Raw genomic sequence first — 15,748 nt, 5'->3', positions numbered from 1 at the left:
GCCGGCCTAAGGCATCAACCGATCACCACCCGGTCGCCGATCTCGGTCATCGCGAACAGCTTGGCGGCAAAGGCGCTCGGCAACCGCACGCAGCCGTGGCTGGCGGGACGTCCGGGAATCATGCCGGCATGCAGCGCGATGCCATATTGGTCGAGCCGCTGCATGAAGGGCATCGGCGCATTGTCATACTTGCGGCTGTGATGAAGCTTCTTCTTCTCGAGGATCGGGAAGATGCCCGGGGGCGTGTCCTTGCCGGGCTTGCCGCTCGAGATGGTCGACACGCCGATCAATTCGCCGGCGCGATAGACGTAGGCCTGCTGGTCCTCGAGGCTGACCACCACTTCGAGGTTGCCGTCGCTCGGCGCATTGGAAGCCCACCAGAAGCCGCCGGGTTTCAATTGCTTGCCTGCGATCGCGTCGGCGGCATGATCGCGGGCTTCGGCGACCGCGACCGAGGCGGCCATCAGCGCGGCTGGGCTCTCGTCCGGCCCTAGTGAGGTCGATGAAACGGCGGCGCACGGGGTCGCCACCGCGACGGCAATGGCTGCCGCCAAGGTTGCTAAGCGTTTCATTCTTCAAGACTCCGTTTGACCGCTAAACGACATAGCGGAGCACGGGTTCCGAATTTCGATGGCGCCGAAATGACTTCCGTATCGAAGTCAAGTGTTTATTTCTGGGACTGCAACATTTCTTTCCGGATGTCGTTACCCCTTCCAATCGAAACGCTCAGGCAACCAACGTGAACGGCGGAAAACGACGCATTCAGAAGCAATGCAGTCGACCTCGTCCACAAGGGTCCGCAACAGGCGAGAATCTGCCTGAGTCTTGAAAAGGAGGCAGTGGCCATGAAGGCTGTTTCAAAGATCCTGACGAGTGCGGCTGCGGTTGCGGCCATCTCCCTCGGCGCGGCGGCGACCCCGGCCGCGGCCCAATATTACCCCGGTTACGGCGGCTATGGTGGCGGCGGCCTCGGTGACGTGATCACTGGCGCCATCCTCGGCAACATCCTGCGCGGCGGTAACCCTTATGGCGGCAACGCTTATTATGGGCGCAGCGACTATGACCTCGAACGCTACGCCGTGCAGCAGTGCGCGGTCGCGGCCGAGCAGCGCATCAATGGCGGTCGCTACGGCGGCGGCTATTACAACCAGGGCGCCTATGGCGGTTACAACCAGGGCTATGGCTACAACCAGGCCGGCGGCTATCGCGTGGTCCAGATCGATCGCGTGAACCGCACCCGTAACGGCAACATGCGCGTCTATGGTCTGGCCAGCGCCAGCGCCTACCAGGGCAATTACGGCCAGCCTTATTACGGTGCATACAACCAGCCCTATGGCGGCGGCTACAACCGGGCCGGAGCGAATGTGCGCTTCGACTGCAAATACGACCGGAACGGCCGAATCAGCGATCTCAAGATCAATCGCGCCTAACCGCTGACACGTCCGCCGCGGTGGACAGGAAGGCGCCGGAGCCATAGGGCTTCGGCGCCTTTTCCTGTGTCCGCGAACGGAGCCCAGCCGCCTCATGCAACCGGCCGAAACCCTGCTCATCATCGACTTTGGCAGCCAGGTGACCCAGCTGATCGCCCGCCGCATCCGTGAGGCGGGGGTCTATTGCGAGATCGCCCCGTTCAACGCGGCCGAGGAAGCGTTCGAGCGCTTGAAGCCCAAGGGCATCATCTTCTCGGGCGGGCCATCGTCGGTGACGTGGGAAGATTCACCGCGCGCGCCGCAAGTGCTGTTCGACAGCCGCCTTCCCCTGCTCGGCATCTGCTACGGCCAGCAGACCCTTCATCAGCAACTGGGCGGCAAGGTCGTCACTTCCGACCAAAAGGAATTCGGCCGCGCCTTCATCGAGGTAGTGGCGCCGTCGGCGCTGTTCGACGGCCTGTGGCAGGTCGGCGAGCGGCACCAGGTGTGGATGAGCCACGGAGACCGGGTCGAAAGCCTTGCGCCCGGCTTCTCGATCGTCGCGGCATCGGAAGGCGCACCCTTTGCCATCGCCACCGACGAGGAGCGCCGCCGCTACAGCCTGATGTTCCACCCGGAGGTGGTCCACACCCCCGATGGCGGCAAGCTGCTGGCCAATTTCGCCCGGCACATCTGCGGCTGTTCGGGCGAATGGTCGATGGCGGCCTATCGCGACCAGAAGATCGCCGACATCCGCGCACAGGTTGGCTCCGGGCGGGTGATCTGCGGCCTGTCGGGCGGGGTCGACAGCGCGGTCGCCGCGGTGTTGATCCACGAGGCGATTGGCGAGCAGCTGACCTGCGTGTTCGTCGACCATGGCCTGATGCGCACCGCCGAGGCCGACGAGGTCGTCTCGCTGTTCCGCGGCCATTACAACATCCCGCTGGTCCATGTCCGCGCCGAGGAGCTGTTCCTGTCGGGTCTGGCCGGGCTCACCGACCCCGAGGCCAAGCGCAAGTTCATCGGCAAGACCTTCATCGAGGTGTTCGAGGCCGAGGCAGCGAAGATCGGCGGGGCCGATTTCCTCGCGCAGGGCACGCTCTACCCCGACGTGATCGAAAGCGTCAGCTTCACCGGCGGGCCGTCGGTGACGATCAAGAGCCACCACAACGTCGGTGGCTTGCCCGAGCGGATGAACATGCAGCTGGTCGAACCGCTGCGCGAATTGTTCAAGGACGAGGTGCGCGAGCTTGGGGTCGAGCTTGGGCTTCCGCCGGCGTTCGTCGGCCGTCACCCGTTCCCGGGGCCGGGCCTCGCCATCCGCATCCCGGGCGAGGTCACGCGGGAGAAATGCGACATCCTGCGCAAGGCCGACAGCATCTACCTCGAGGAGATCCGCAATGCCGGGCTGTACGATGCGATCTGGCAGGCGTTCGCGGTGCTGCTGCCGGTCCGCACCGTGGGCGTAATGGGCGACGCACGCACCTATGACAGCGTCTGCGCCCTGCGCGCGGTGACCAGCGTCGATGGCATGACCGCCGACGTCTATCCGTTCAGCGCCGAGTTCCTGGGCCGCACCGCGACCCGCATCGTCAACGAAGTCGCCGGCATCAACCGGGTGGTCTACGATTATACGTCGAAGCCCCCCGGCACGATCGAGTGGGAATGAGCTGAGGCCGCAAGCATCCGTGGGACGCTTGCGGCCTCGTCAGACCCATTGAACGAGCCCGCAGGTGCAGGGGGTAACAGGACCTGCGGGCTCGCTACCTCTGATTTCAGGCCATTTGCGCCAGCTTGGCCGTCACCGAGCGACGGCGACGCATGGTCGCTCCGATCGCGCCGAAGCCAAGCAGCATCATCGCCCAGGTGCCGGGCTCGGGCACGGCAGCCGCGGGAGCGAGCGAGAGGCCGATCAGGCTCCCGGCGCCGATGGTCCCGATGCGGGTGGCCGCTCCAGTCGTCAGATTGACGCTGTAGAAGCCGTCGTTGAGGTTGAAGAAGGCGCCGTTGGTGATCCCCGAGATATCGAAACCGAGCTGGTCGGTGGCACCGAAGGTCACGCCGAGCGGGCCGAACGCGACTCCGCTGGTGTTGGTGCTGACATAGGTACCGGCATTGGCGTCGGTCGAACGGACCAGGGCATCGGTAAAGGCGTCAAGGCCATACAACGTCGTGCTGGTCGCTTCGGCGAAACTGTTGGTGTAGGCCGAACCCAGCAGGTCGACATTGCTGCTGCCGTTCAGGGTGATCGCGCCATCGACGGTCACGCCCGGCGGCGTCGTGGTCTGGTTGAGCCGAAGGTTCTGGTTGGTGTCGCTGGTGACGCGGATCCGGTCGACCGTGGGATTGAAGTCGAACCCGAACGAACTGCCTTGCGGCTGGGTCGAAAGCGCACCGAGGTCGGCGGCCTGGTAGGTGTTGCCGTTAAGCGTCAGACGATAGAGGTTGCCGTTCGTACCAAGGGCATACAGCTGGCCATCGGCCGGGCGGAAATCGATTCCGCGCAGCGACACGTTGCCGGTCAGACCGGTAATCGGGCTGCTCGACAGGACGGTTCCGGGACTGCTCGTGTCAAAGGTGACGATCCGCGAAGAGGTCAGCCCGAATACAGTTTCGGCTGATGCCGGCGCAGCGGCGAGTGATGCGGTGATCAACAGGGAAGCGGCAAAAACGTGTCGCATGGAACATCCTTCCTCGAGGGTGACGTTCAACGGGGGCGTGAACGCTGGGTTAACCGAAATTAACTACGTTCTGGGGCGGGTCTCGGATGCAGAGGCCCAAGAGACTTTTTGCGGCCATCGGATGAAACGGTGCCTATCAGCGCCGTAAGGAGGCTGCTGGCTTCTGTAGTCCGGGTGATTACATTCGCCGTCATGGACTCCATTGGCGGCGATCTCGACACCATGGCCCCGCGGCCGTTCGCGGACGATCAGATGGCGGCGATCCGCGCTATCGCATCCGCCCAAAGCTATCGCGCCGGAGAGGCAGTGCTCGACGCCGGTGCACCGCAGGATCGCTTTGTGCTGGTCGAAGAAGGCGAGATCGAGGTCGCCGACCCGGTCACCGGGGAACGCATCCGCGACGCCACGCTTCACCCCGGCCAGTTCATGGGCGAACTGGCGTTCCTCAACGGCGGTCCGATGACCCTGACCATGCGCGCCGCGGTCGACACCCGGACGATCGAGGTGCCGCGTCCCGCCATGCTGCGGCTGATGAGCGACGTGCCCGAGATCGGCGATCATATCCTGACCGTCTTCGCCGCCCGCCGCCGCCGGATCTTCGAGGAAGGCGACAGCTCGATCCTCGTTTCGGGCTCGGGCCATGACCCCGCGATCGCCCGGATCGCCAGCTTCCTCAGCCGCAACCGCCTCCCGTTCCGCGAACTCGCCGACGGGGCGGCGGGGGTCAGCATCAACGGCGTCGAGCTTGCCGATCCCACCCCGCGCATGATCGCCCGCCATTTCGGGCTCGATCTCAAGGCGCGACCGGGGGAGGAGGTCGACCTGATCATCGTCGGTGCCGGACCGGCCGGGGTCGCCGCCGCCGTCTATGCCGGGTCCGAGGGGCTGCGGGCCTTGGTGGTAGAGGACAATGCGATCGGCGGGCAGGCGGGGACCAGCAGCCGGATCGAGAATTACATGGGCTTTCCGACCGGCATCTCGGGCGCGGACCTGACCTTTCGCGGGCAGGTGCAGGCGATGAAGTTCGGCACCTGCTTCGCCATGCCGCGGCGGGTCGAGGGGCTGGTGGAGCGCGGCGACGGCTTCTGCGTCACGCTCGACGACGGCGAGGAATTGTGCACCCGCGCCGTGCTGGTCGCGACCGGGGTACAGTATCGCCGGCTGCCGATTGAGCGACTGGAAAGCTTCGAGGGCGCGGGCATCTATTATGCCGCGACCGAGATGGAAGCGCGCTTCTGCACGAACACCGAGGCGATCGTGGTCGGCGGCGGCAATAGCGCGGGCCAGGCCGCCATGTACCTGTCGCGGGTCGCGCGAAAGGTGCACGTGCTGGTCCGCGGCGCCGGCCTTGCCGAGACGATGAGTGCCTATCTGCGCGAACGGCTGGAGGCGGACCCAAGGATCGAGATCCACACCGGGAGCAAGCTGGCGCGGCTTTACGGCGGCGAGCACCTGGAGAACGTCACCGTGTCGAGCCCCGAGGGGGAGTGGAGCGTCGGCTGCCGGGCGCTGTTCATCATGATCGGCGCGGCGCCCAATACCGGCTGGCTGTCGGGCCTGGTCGAGCTTGACCGCGCGGGCTTTGTCCGCACCGGCAGCGACGTTGGTGCCGCAAGCAGCTACGCCACCTCCTGCCCCGGGATCTTCGCGGTCGGGGACGTCCGTTCGGGGTCGGTCAAGCGGGTAGCGTCCAGCGTCGGTGAAGGGTCGGTAGTGGTCAGCGCCATCTGGAGCCACGTCAACGCGCCCCCGCCACCCGCCACGGGCATCGGAGGATAGCGGCAGGCGCCGCTTAACATCCGATATACCGGTGACTTGACGCCCCCTCGGCAATTGCCAAGGCAGTCGTCATGGACCACGCCCCGACTCTTCGCCTTGCCCCTCTCGCGCTTGCCGTCGCCCTGCTTGCCGGCTGCGCCACCGCCCCGGTCAAGGTCACCGAGGCGCCGCGCCCTGCGCCGGCTGTCGCCCAGCTGCCGTACGAATGGACCAACGGCCACGCGCCCAAGGCGACCCAGCAGGCCAAGGCACTGTTCGGTACCGTCGCGCTTCGGCCCGGCCAGTATCATTGGGCCGCGACCATCCCCGAGGCCCCGGCCAAGGTGGTGATCGATCGGATGCAGCAGCTGATGTTCGTCTACAAGGGCGACCAGCTGGTCGGGGTCAGCACCATCTCGTCGGGCAAGAAGGGCAAGGAAACGCCGCTCGGTTACTGGAAGGTGTTTCGCAAGCAGGTGAAGGGCTTCAGCCGCAAGTACGACAATGCACCGATGCCCTACATGCAGATGTACGACGAAATGGGCATCGCCTTTCACGGCGGCGCGCTACCCGGCTACCCGGCCAGCCACGGCTGCGTTCGCCTGCCGGTCGAATTCGCCAAGAAGCTCTACGGCCTAACCCAGATGGGCACCGAGGTGGTGATCGAGGGGTAGGCTCCGCCTCACACAGTTTCTGCTATTGCGAAGCGTTCGCAGTTTAACTAACAAGTGGCGGTGACCTCGTGCCGTTCCACTCTCTTCTGGCTGATCCTGGCCCTGCCGCTGGCCCTTGCGCTGGTCCGCTTCGCGCTCACGCCCGACGCCTATCCGGGCGACCTGCTCCACCCGACGGGCGAATGGTCGGCGCGCTTCATCATCCTTGCGCTGATGGTCACCCCGCTGAGGCAGCTGTGGCCGCAGGCGCGGATCGTGCGCTTCCTCGCCCGTCATCGCCGCGCGCTCGGGGTCGCGGGCTTTCTCTATGCGCTGGCTCATACCGCGGCCTACGTGCTCGACATGGTCACTCTCGCCGAAATGCTGGCGGAGGTCGGTGCGCCGTCGATCTGGACCGGCTGGGCCGCGCTGGCGATCCTCGTGCCGCTCGGCCTTACCAGCAACGATGCCGCGATGCGCGCGCTCCGCGGCGGGTGGAAGCGGCTCCAGCGGCTCGCCTATCCGGCGGCGATCCTGACCCTCGTCCACTGGGCGCTGGTCCACGACGGCCTTGCCGCCGCCCTCCTTCACTTCGTACCGCTCGCCCTGCTTCAGGCCGTGCGACTGGTGCGCCTGTTTTCCTCACCCACACCACGGAGTCTTGCCTGATGCGTATCCTGCTTCTCACTGCCGCCGCCGCCCTTTCGGCCGCGATCGCCACCCCAGCCGCCGCCACCGGCAAGATGACCTGCAACGCCCCGCAAAAGAGCTGGAAGACCCTCGGCAGCCTCGAATCGAAGCTGAAGAAGGACGGCTGGGAAGTGCGCAAGTCGAAGGTCGATGGCGGCTGCTACGAAGTCTACGGGACCGATCCGCAGGGCCGCCGGGTTGAGGCCTATTTCCACCCCGTCAGCTTCAAGATGCTGCTCAGCAGCCGTCGCGGCGAAGTGCTCTACAAGGCCAATTAAGCGGGCAGCAGGGGGCGCAGGGTCAGGGCCAGCTGCGCCTCCACCCCCAGCAGGTCGTGCCTGTTGGGGAGACGGGTCAGGAACAGTTGCCACAGCCCGTCCGGCCGTTCCTCGCTGCGCCCGGCGCGGCCTTCGTGGACCACCGGCCCGCCGAGCTCGTCGCCGCCCAGCAGTCGCATCATCGCGGCCTTGAAGCTGTTGTCCTCGCGCGGATCGGCGAGGTGCACGGCGAGTCCGTCGAGGCGGAGCCCGAACGGGGCATCGAATATCGCCTCGGCCCATTCGGTCATTGCCACCAGCCGGCCATTGCGATCGAGCAGCAAGGTCATCTCGCCGCTGCTCGCAAGTCCCGCCAGCATGTCCTCTCCCCGCGCCTGGCCGAGCGCGATCTCGACCCGCACCGCCCGGTGGGCCTGCCGCGCGACCTGGGCGAAGAAGTCGACTACTTCGGGCGAGCAGGGGCCGTCGCGACTCGAGCGCAGCAGGGCCAGGCCGACCAGCGCTCCGTCGGCTTCGAAGATCAGCGGGGACTGACAGCCATAGGGCAGGTCGAGGTCGCTTACCGCATCGTCGTAGAAGCCGCAGGGGTTGGCGCTTCGATAGGCGGCATAATGGCGTTCGTACTGGATCGAACGGGCCACGCCGGTGGAGCAGTTGATCCGCCAATTCTCCGGTCCGTAGAGCTGGGGATTGACCAGGTGCCCGTGCGGATCGTGGCGGTCCTCGCTGAAGTAGTTGAAGGTGAGGCCCGGCCCCGCGCCTCCGCCGCATAGTTGGGTGATGGCGCTTCCGGTGGCGTGCGACAGCTGTCGGAGGGCGGTCAGCCAGCCGTCAGCCTCGAAAGGCGCATTGAGGAACGCCAACTCGGCGTCACGCACTGTCCGATCTACCAACATCTCGGCTTCCCCGCCGGACTCGCCCGACGGCGCAGATTTCTGCCGAAAGGGATCAATTGTCCAGTGGCGAGAGGTTCGTCAGGCTAGTCTCGCCGTGCCAGCCGCGGGCCGTAGCGTCAGCGCCAGTTGCGGACCGACCTGCAGCAGGTCGGTTCCTTCCGGCAGGCGGGTCAGGAACAAGCGCCATTGTCCCTGCGGTGCAGCCGCGCATCGCCCTGCAACCGCCTCGTGCAGGACGGGCCCCCACACGCCGTCGCTGGCGAGCAGGCGCCCCGCCGCCGCCTGGAGGGACCGATCCTCCGCGCGGTCGGAGAGCCGGACCGAAAGCCCGTCGAGGCGCAGTCCGGCCGGGTGGTCGAACAGGATTTCAGCGGCCTCCGTCATCGCCACCAGCCTGCCTTGACCGTCGAGCAGCAGGGTCATTTCACCCGAACTCGCGACCCCCTCCAGCATGGTCTCGCCCTGCTCCTGGCCGAGCGCCAGTTGGACTCGCACCGCCCGTTGCGCCTGGCGTGCGACACTGGAGAAAGCGTCCAATACCTCGCTCGTGCAAGGACCGTCGCGACCGGAGCGGAGGAGGCACAGTCCGATCAGCCCCGCATTGTCGAACAACAAGGGCGACTGGCAGCCGAACCGCAGGTCGAGATCGCTCGACGCGTCATCATAATATTCGCATTTTCGCGCCCCCCGGTAGGTCGCATAATGCTGCTCATACTGGATGCTCCCCGGAGCCTGCAGGGCCGAGTTTAGACGCCAGTTCTGCGGGCCGTAGAGGTCGGGATTGATCAGGTGGCCATACGGGTCGCCAAGATCGTGGCTGAAGATATTGAAGTCCTGGGCAGGAGCCGGACTGCCACCGCACATCTGCACCAGAAAGCTTCCGGTCGATTCCGCAAGATTGCGGATGGCGAGTTGCCAGCCCTCGCCCGTGAAAGGTGCATTGAGAAAGGCCAGCTCGGCCTCACGCACAGCCTGATCGACAATCATCCCGCAATCCCCGCCAGCCCTGCCTGGCCCGGCGAAGTTCTTCGGATCGTGATGATTTGTAAAGAGGAGGGGCCAGCAACGCTGCCGCTGCGAGCCGCCTCCACTTACACGCTAGCGGCCGGTGAACTTCTCACCCTTGGCCGCCTTGTCGAGAAGCAGCTGCGAGAAGGAGAAATCCTCGCCCATGTGCGGCGCTGCGGCCTTCAGCCCATCGACGATCTTCTGCACGCCCTCGGCGTCGGCCCAATGCATCGGCCCGCCGCGATAGACCGGCCAGCCATAGCCATAGACCCACACCACATCGATGTCGGACGCGCGCTGGGCCATGCCTTCCTCGAGGATTTTCGCCCCCTCGTTGACCATGGTGTAGAGCGTGCGCTGGATGATTTCCTCGTCGCTGATCTCGCGCGCGGTGACGCCGGCCTTGGCGCGAAACTCCTCGATGATCTCCTGCACCTTGGGGCTGGGCGAGGGGCGGCGCTTCTCGTCATAATCGTAGAAGCCGGCGGCCTTCTTCTGGCCCCAGCGGTCGGCCGAGCAGAGCGCATCACGGATGTTCTCGATCCGGTTAACGTCGCGGTGCCAGCCGATGTCGACCCCGGCGAGGTCGGCCATCTGGAATGGCCCCATCGGCATCCCGAAATCGACATGGACCTTGTCGATCTGCGCCGGGGTGGCGCCTTCCAGCAGCAGCTTGGTCGCCTCGGTCTGGCGCGGGATCAACATGCGGTTGCCGATGAAACCGTAGCAAACGCCCGCCACCACCGCGACCTTCTTGATCTTCTTGGCCAGCGCCATGGCGGTGACCAGCACGTCGTCGGCGGTCTTGGCCCCGCGCACGACTTCCAGCAGCTTCATGACGTTGGCGGGCGAGAAGAAGTGCAGGCCGACCACGTCCTGCGGGCGGCTGGTCGCGGCGGCGATCTCGTCGACGTTGAGGTAGCTGGTATTGGACGCGAGGATCGCGCCCGGCTTGGCGATCTTGTCCAAGCGGCCGAAGATGTCCTTCTTGATCTCCATCTGTTCGAACACCGCCTCGATGATGAGGTCGCAGTCGGCCAGCGCATCGAAGTCGAGCGTCGGGTTGAGCAGACCCATCATGTGCCCGACCTGCTCGTCGGTGAAGCGGCCCTTCTTGGCGCTCGCCTGATAATTCTTGAGCATGACGCCCGTGCCCCGGTCGAGCGCTTCCTGGCTGGTTTCCACAATCGTTACCGGGATCCCAGCGGACAGGAAGTTCATCGAAATGCCGCCACCCATGGTGCCGGCTCCGATCACGCCGACCTTGCGGATCTCGCGCGGGCGCACGTTTTCATCGATTCCCTCGATCTTCGCCGCCTTGCGCTCGGCGAAGAAGAAATATTGCTGCGCCTTGGCCTGGGTGCCGCTCATCAGCTCCATGAACAGCTGGCGCTCCATGGCAACGCCTTCGGCATAAGGGTGCTGGGTCGCGGCGCGGACCGCTTCGAGGTTCTTGCGCGGCGCGTCGAAGCCCTTGAACACCCGCGGGTTGGCGGCGACGAAATCGTCGAAGACGCTGGGGCTGGCTTCCTCGATCTTGTTCTGGCGCTCGGACGATTTAGGGGCAGGGCGGATGTCGGCGACTTCGGTCGCATAGGCGACGGCGTGCTGGAGCAGGTCGCCTTCGATCATCCGGTCGACCAGCCCGATCTCGAACGCCTCCTGCGCGCCGATCGGATTGCCGCTGGTGGTCATCTGAAGCGCCTTCTCGACCCCCGCGACGCGCGGCAGGCGCTGGGTTCCGCCGGCACCCGGCAGCAGGCCGAGTTTCACTTCCGGCACACCCAGCTTGGCCGACGCCACCGCCGCACGATAGTGGCAGGCCAGCGCCACCTCGAGCCCGCCGCCGAGTGCCGTGCCGTGGATCGCGGCGACCACGGGCTTGGTGCAATTCTCGATGATGTCGACCACCTGCGGCAGCATCGGCTGGGCGAACGCCTTGGGCGTCCCGAATTCGCTGATGTCGGCGCCCGCGAAGAAGGTCGCGCCCTCGCCGATGATCACCACCGCCTTGATGTTCTCGTCGCCGTCGGCCTCCTCGATGCCCTTCACCAGGCCTTCGCGGACAGGATGGCCGAGCGCGTTCACCGGCGGGTTGTTGGAGGAGATGACAAGGACGTGGCCGTGGCGGCTGGTACTGATGGGCGAGGTCATGGGGGGTCCTTCGCTGACAATGTTGTGAGCAAGCTCCCTAAGCAGGAGCCCGGGAAAGAAAAGAGGGGCTAGATCGCGGTCCGCCCGTAATCCTGGCGATTGAACGGATGCGAGCTCGACAGCCCGCCGTCGACCACCAGCGCATGGCCGTTGACGTAGCTGCTCTCGTCCGACGCCAGGAACAGCGCCGCCTTGGCGATCTCGTCCGGCACCCCGCCGCGGCGCAGCGGGTTGAGGTGGCCAAGCCGGTCCTCCTGCCCCTTGGCCCGCGCCCGCTCGTAGACGAATTCGGTCATGCCGGTCTCGATCAGGCCGGGGCAAATGGCATTCACCCGCACGTTCGACCCCGCCAGCTGCTGCGCGGCGGTCTTGACCAGGCTGATCACCCCGGCCTTGCTGGCGCTATAGGCCGGTCCGCCCGCGCCCGAGCGGAGGCCGGCGACACTGGCGGTGCAGATGATCGATCCGCCGCCCTGCTCCTTGATCAAAGGCGCGGCATGCTTGATCGCCAGGAACGGTCCGATCAGATTGACCCGCAGAATCTGCTCCCAATCCTCGACCGTTTGCTCAAAGATCGAGGCCAGCCCACCCGACACCCCGGCATTGGCGAAGAAGCCGTGCAGCGCGCCATGCTGGTGCTTGGCGGTCTCAACCAGCCGCACGACATCTTCCTCGCGGCCGGCGTCGGCGACATGCTGCGCGCCGTGGAGGTCGGCAGCGATTACTGTCGCGCCATGCCTGAGGAACAGTTCGGTGCTGGCCTTGCCGATGCCGGAGCCGGCCCCGGTGACGATGATGACCTTGCCTTCAAGCCGCGGGTGATGACGGTGCTCGTTTTCGACGCTCATCGCCTCAGAACCCCGCGCCGAAGGTGCTGCCGCCATCAACCACCAGGGTCTGCCCGGTAACGAAGCTGCCTGCCTCGCTGGCCAGAAACAGCGCTGCGCCGGCGATCTCGCGCGGCTCGCCGATGCGTTTGAGCGCAGCGACCTTGGTCACGCTCTTCAGGATCTCCGGATTTTCCCACAGCGCCTTGGCGAAGTCGGTCCGCACCAGCCCCGGAGCGATGGCGTTGACCCGGACGTTCGACGGCCCGAACTCCGCGGCCAGGTTGCGGACCAGCTGCAGGTCGGCTGCCTTGGAGATATTGTAGGCGCCGATCACGGTGGAGCTGGTCAGCCCGCCGACGCTCGACACGATGATGATCGAGCCCGACTTGCGCTCCACCATCTCGGGCGCGACGAAGCTGGTCAGCCAGTGATTGGACAGGACGTTGTTGTCCATGATCTTGCGGAACTGATCGTCGCTGATTCCGCCCATCGGCCCGTAATAGGGATTGGAGGCGGCGTTGCAGACCAGCACGTCGATCGGCCCCAACTCGGCCCGCGTCCGCTCGACCAGCTCGCGCAGCGCCTCCTTGTCGGAGATCGAAGCGGCGATGGCTATCGCGCGACCCTTGCCGCGCTGATTGATCGCCGCCGCCACTTCCTCGCAGGCGTCCTGCTTGCGGCTCGAGATCACGACGTTGGCGCCGTGCGCAGCCATTTCCTCGGCGATCGCCTGCCCGATCCCGCGCGAGGAACCGGTGACGATGGCGGTCTTGCCGGTAAGGTCGAAAAGCGAGGTCAACATCCACTCTCCCGTTCGCCCTGAGCGAAGTCGAGGGCGCTTGCGCTAACGTGCTTCGACTTCGCAGCACGAACGAAGTCTGGTCTGACGGGTCAAGGCACCTGCGGATCGATCGGCGGGTGCTTGCCATATTCCATCAGCGCGATGGAGCGGTTGTGCACCTCGTCCGGACCGTCGGCCAGCCGCAGCGTGCGGATGCCGGCCCAGCTATGCGCCAGACTGGTATCCTGGCTGACCCCAGCGCCGCCGAACGCCTGGATCGCGTCGTCGATCACCTTCAACGCCATCCGCGGCGCCTTGACCTTGATCATCGCGATTTCGGCCTTGGCCGCCTTGTTGCCCGACTTGTCCATCAGGTCCGCGGCCTTGAGGCAAAGCAGGCGGGTGCAGTCGATCTCGATCCGCGCCTCGGCGACGCGCTGTTCCCACACGCTATGCTCGCTGATCCGCTTGCCGAACGCGGTGCGCGACTGGATGCGACCGACCATCAGCTCCAGCGCTTCCTCGGCCGCGCCGATGGTGCGCATGCAATGGTGGATGCGGCCCGGCCCCAGCCGCCCCTGCGCGATCTCGAACCCGCGACCTTCGCCCAGCAGCAGGTTGTCGACCGGCACTCGCACGTTCTCCAGCCTGATCTCCATGTGCCCGTGCGGCGCATCGTCATAGCCATAAACTGTCAGCGCGCGCTCGACCGTGATCCCGGCGGCGTCCATCGGCACCAAGATCATCGACTGCTGGGCATGCTTGCGCGCCTCGGGATTGGTCTTGCCCATCAGGATCGCGACCTTGCAGCGCGGATCGCCCGCACCCGAACTCCACCACTTCTTGCCGTTGATGACGTATTCGTCGCCCTCGCGGCGGATCTCGCACTGGATGTTGGTCGCGTCCGAGCTGGCGACACCTGGCTCGGTCATCAGGAAGGCCGAGCGGATCTCGCCCCGCATCAGCGGCGCCAGCCACTGCTCCTTCTGCTCGCGGGTGCCGTAGCGGTGGAACACCTCCATGTTGCCGGTGTCGGGCGCCGAGCAATTGAACACCTCCGAGGCGAAACCGACCCGGCCCATCTCCTCGGCGCACAAAGCATATTCGAGGTTGGTCAGCTGCTCGCCCTCGAAGGCGAAGCTCTCGTCGACATGCTGCAAGGCGCCGCCTGGCGGCATGAACAGGTTCCACAGCCCCTCGGCCCGGGCCTTGGCCTTGAGCGGCTCCAATCCTTCGAGGTGATGCCAGCGGTCCCCGCTGTTGAGTTCGGCGGCGAGGCCCGGAACGGCGGGACGGACATGCCGCTCGATGAAGGCGCGAACCCGGTCGCGGAAGTGGGACTGTCTTTCGGTCAGGTCGAAGTCCACTGGGGCGCTCTCCACTTTTCTTGTTTCACGGATGCGCTAGGACGGCGACCAAGAGGAGACAAGTGCATGAGTGATCTCGCTCAATTCCGCGCCGACACCCGCGCCTGGCTGGAAGTGAACTGCCCGGCTGAGATGCGCACGCCGATGCGTTCGGAGGACGACGCCTGCTGGGGCGGGCGCCATTTCAAGTTCCAGAGCGAGGCGCAGGAACGCTGGATGCGGGTGATGGGCGAGAAGGGCTGGACCGTGCCCGACTGGCCCGCGGCTTATGGCGGTGGTGGCCTTTCTGCGGCCGAGACCAAGGTGCTGAAAGAGGAAATGCGCGCAATCGGTGCTCGCAGCCCGCTCTCGAGCTTCGGCATCTCGATGCTCGGGCCGGCGCTGCTCAAATATGGCACCGAGGAGCAGAAGAGCCGCTTCCTGCCCGAGATCGCACGCGGCGAGATCCGCTGGTGCCAGGGCTATTCCGAACCCGGCGCCGGCTCCGACCTCGCCGGTCTGCAGACCAAGTGCGAGGATATGGGCGACCATTGGCTGGTCAACGGCCAGAAGGTGTGGACCAGCTATGCCGACCAGGCCGACTGGATCTTCTGCCTGGTCCGCACCTCGACCGAGACCAAGCATGGCGGGATCAGCTTCCTGTTGTTCGACATGGAGAGCGAAGGCGTCTCGACCAAGCCGATCCTGCTGATCAGCGGCTATTCGCCCTTCTGCGAGACCTTCTTCGACGATGTGAAGGTCCCCAAGGATCAGGTCGTCGGCGAGGTCAACAAGGGCTGGGACGTCGCCAAGTACCTCCTCGGCCACGAGCGCGAGATGATCAGCGGCATGGGCCTCGGATCGGGCTCGAGCCGGACCCTGGCGCAGAGCCTGGGCGAGATCGACGATCCGGTGCTGGCTGCCGACGTCGCCTTGTTCGACGTCGACGCACTCGCCTTTGCCGCGATGAGCGAGCATTTCATCGACCAATTGAAGGCCGGCGAGGCGCATCCCGCCATGCCCAGCATGATGAAATATGCCGGGACCGAATTGAACAAGAAGCGCCACGAGCTGATCATGGCGGCGGGCGGATCGGATGCGCTCGAATGGGACAGCGAGCGATCGCGTGGCGGCAAGGCGGCGCGCGAATGGCTGCGGACCAAAGCCAATTCGATCGAGGGCGGTACCAGCGAGGTCCAGCTCGGGATCGTCGCCAAGCACATCCTGCGGCTGCCGGGAGCCTGAGCGGCGCACACGAACAAAA

At 65.7% G+C, this 15,748-nt stretch carries 15 protein-coding genes; 7 read left to right on the top strand and 8 right to left on the bottom strand.

Annotation, left to right across the window (positions count from 1 at the left end; genetic code table 11):
* Positions 1 to 14: 14 nt before the first annotated feature.
* Positions 15 to 572, bottom strand: a complete 558-nt coding sequence (locus M1K48_RS07530) for a L,D-transpeptidase family protein (RefSeq protein ID WP_249454023.1) — start codon at positions 570 to 572, stop codon at positions 15 to 17.
* A 273-nt stretch (positions 573 to 845) separates the two neighbouring features.
* Between M1K48_RS07530 and M1K48_RS07525 the strand changes: the two genes are divergently transcribed.
* Positions 846 to 1,430 carry a hypothetical protein gene (locus tag M1K48_RS07525; protein WP_249454021.1) on the top strand — a complete coding sequence of 195 codons (585 nt, stop codon included), beginning with the start codon at positions 846 to 848 and terminating at the stop codon, positions 1,428 to 1,430.
* Between the two features lie 94 nt (positions 1,431 to 1,524).
* Positions 1,525 to 3,078, top strand: a complete 1,554-nt coding sequence (gene guaA, locus M1K48_RS07520; protein WP_249454019.1) for a glutamine-hydrolyzing GMP synthase — start codon at positions 1,525 to 1,527, stop codon at positions 3,076 to 3,078.
* Positions 3,079 to 3,184: 106 nt separating this feature from the next.
* On the opposite strand, the gene M1K48_RS07515 is transcribed toward guaA, so the two are convergent.
* A complete protein-coding gene (locus tag M1K48_RS07515) occupies positions 3,185 to 4,090 on the bottom strand; it encodes a DUF4394 domain-containing protein (protein WP_249454017.1) in 906 nt (301 codons plus the stop codon).
* A 192-nt stretch (positions 4,091 to 4,282) separates the two neighbouring features.
* Here M1K48_RS07515 and M1K48_RS07510 point away from each other — a divergent pair, with 192 nt between their 5' ends.
* The 4 genes from M1K48_RS07510 to M1K48_RS07495 all read left to right on the top strand — a co-directional run bounded on the left by M1K48_RS07510 (position 4,283) and on the right by M1K48_RS07495 (position 7,469).
* Complete coding sequence (locus M1K48_RS07510) at positions 4,283 to 5,869, top strand: FAD-dependent oxidoreductase (protein ID WP_249454015.1); 1,587 nt, start codon at positions 4,283 to 4,285, stop codon at positions 5,867 to 5,869.
* 71 nt (positions 5,870 to 5,940) lie between these two features.
* The gene (locus M1K48_RS07505) at positions 5,941 to 6,522 is read left to right on the top strand and encodes a L,D-transpeptidase family protein (protein WP_249454013.1); all 582 of its coding nucleotides are present in this window, start codon (positions 5,941 to 5,943) and stop codon (positions 6,520 to 6,522) included.
* A 60-nt stretch (positions 6,523 to 6,582) separates the two neighbouring features.
* Positions 6,583 to 7,170, top strand: coding sequence for a protein-methionine-sulfoxide reductase heme-binding subunit MsrQ (locus tag M1K48_RS07500; RefSeq protein WP_249454011.1), 588 nt, complete (start codon positions 6,583 to 6,585; stop codon positions 7,168 to 7,170).
* Positions 7,170 to 7,469 (top strand): PepSY domain-containing protein, encoded by a 300-nt coding sequence (locus tag M1K48_RS07495; protein WP_249454009.1) that lies wholly within the window; start codon positions 7,170 to 7,172, stop codon positions 7,467 to 7,469. Before M1K48_RS07500 ends, M1K48_RS07495 begins: the two co-directional genes overlap by 1 nt.
* Here the strand turns inward: M1K48_RS07495 and M1K48_RS07490 are convergent.
* From M1K48_RS07490 to M1K48_RS07465, 6 genes are all read right to left on the bottom strand, one after another.
* A complete protein-coding gene (locus M1K48_RS07490) occupies positions 7,466 to 8,347 on the bottom strand; it encodes a hypothetical protein (protein WP_249454007.1) in 882 nt (293 codons plus the stop codon). The two genes, M1K48_RS07495 and M1K48_RS07490, sit on opposite strands and share 4 nt — an antisense overlap.
* A 96-nt stretch (positions 8,348 to 8,443) precedes the next feature.
* Positions 8,444 to 9,352 (bottom strand): hypothetical protein, encoded by a 909-nt coding sequence (locus tag M1K48_RS07485; protein ID WP_249454005.1) that lies wholly within the window; start codon positions 9,350 to 9,352, stop codon positions 8,444 to 8,446.
* A 111-nt stretch (positions 9,353 to 9,463) separates the two neighbouring features.
* Positions 9,464 to 11,527: a 3-hydroxyacyl-CoA dehydrogenase NAD-binding domain-containing protein gene (locus M1K48_RS07480; protein WP_249454003.1), complete on the bottom strand. Its 2,064-nt coding sequence runs from the start codon at positions 11,525 to 11,527 to the stop codon at positions 9,464 to 9,466.
* Positions 11,528 to 11,595: 68 nt separating this feature from the next.
* A complete protein-coding gene (locus tag M1K48_RS07475) occupies positions 11,596 to 12,375 on the bottom strand; it encodes an SDR family NAD(P)-dependent oxidoreductase (protein WP_249454001.1) in 780 nt (259 codons plus the stop codon).
* Positions 12,376 to 12,379: 4 nt separating this feature from the next.
* A complete protein-coding gene (locus M1K48_RS07470; RefSeq protein WP_249453999.1) occupies positions 12,380 to 13,159 on the bottom strand; it encodes an SDR family NAD(P)-dependent oxidoreductase in 780 nt (259 codons plus the stop codon).
* A gap of 89 nt (positions 13,160 to 13,248) precedes the next feature.
* On the bottom strand, positions 13,249 to 14,505 hold the full coding sequence (locus M1K48_RS07465; protein WP_249453997.1) for an acyl-CoA dehydrogenase family protein: 1,257 nt from the start codon (positions 14,503 to 14,505) through the stop codon (positions 13,249 to 13,251).
* Positions 14,506 to 14,571: 66 nt separating this feature from the next.
* On the opposite strand from M1K48_RS07465, the gene M1K48_RS07460 reads away from it, so the two are divergent.
* On the top strand, positions 14,572 to 15,729 hold the full coding sequence (locus M1K48_RS07460) for an acyl-CoA dehydrogenase family protein (protein ID WP_249453995.1): 1,158 nt from the start codon (positions 14,572 to 14,574) through the stop codon (positions 15,727 to 15,729).
* Positions 15,730 to 15,748 lie beyond the last annotated feature (19 nt).

Source organism: Sphingomonas glaciei (genome assembly GCF_023380025.1).
Classification (GTDB): domain Bacteria; phylum Pseudomonadota; class Alphaproteobacteria; order Sphingomonadales; family Sphingomonadaceae; genus Sphingomicrobium; species Sphingomicrobium glaciei.
The sequence above is the reverse complement of the archived record's forward strand: the minus strand, read 5'-3'. Positions and strand labels throughout refer to the sequence as shown.

What these genes read in the sequence shown, in the direction of transcription:
- M1K48_RS07475 (WP_249454001.1), bottom strand. Translation starts at nt 12,375, where the DNA reads ATGAGCGTCGAAAACGAGCACCGTCATCACCCGCGGCTTGAAGGCAAG.
- M1K48_RS07485 (WP_249454005.1), bottom strand. Translation starts at nt 9,352, where the DNA reads ATGATTGTCGATCAGGCTGTGCGTGAGGCCGAGCTGGCCTTTCTCAAT.
- guaA (WP_249454019.1), top strand. Translation starts at nt 1,525, where the DNA reads ATGCAACCGGCCGAAACCCTGCTCATCATCGACTTTGGCAGCCAGGTG.
- M1K48_RS07530 (WP_249454023.1), bottom strand. Translation starts at nt 572, where the DNA reads ATGAAACGCTTAGCAACCTTGGCGGCAGCCATTGCCGTCGCGGTGGCG.
- M1K48_RS07515 (WP_249454017.1), bottom strand. Translation starts at nt 4,090, where the DNA reads ATGCGACACGTTTTTGCCGCTTCCCTGTTGATCACCGCATCACTCGCC.
- M1K48_RS07470 (WP_249453999.1), bottom strand. Translation starts at nt 13,159, where the DNA reads ATGTTGACCTCGCTTTTCGACCTTACCGGCAAGACCGCCATCGTCACC.
- M1K48_RS07480 (WP_249454003.1), bottom strand. Translation starts at nt 11,527, where the DNA reads ATGACCTCGCCCATCAGTACCAGCCGCCACGGCCACGTCCTTGTCATC.
- M1K48_RS07510 (WP_249454015.1), top strand. Translation starts at nt 4,283, where the DNA reads ATGGACTCCATTGGCGGCGATCTCGACACCATGGCCCCGCGGCCGTTC.
- M1K48_RS07505 (WP_249454013.1), top strand. Translation starts at nt 5,941, where the DNA reads ATGGACCACGCCCCGACTCTTCGCCTTGCCCCTCTCGCGCTTGCCGTC.
- M1K48_RS07495 (WP_249454009.1), top strand. Translation starts at nt 7,170, where the DNA reads ATGCGTATCCTGCTTCTCACTGCCGCCGCCGCCCTTTCGGCCGCGATC.
- M1K48_RS07460 (WP_249453995.1), top strand. Translation starts at nt 14,572, where the DNA reads ATGAGTGATCTCGCTCAATTCCGCGCCGACACCCGCGCCTGGCTGGAA.
- M1K48_RS07525 (WP_249454021.1), top strand. Translation starts at nt 846, where the DNA reads ATGAAGGCTGTTTCAAAGATCCTGACGAGTGCGGCTGCGGTTGCGGCC.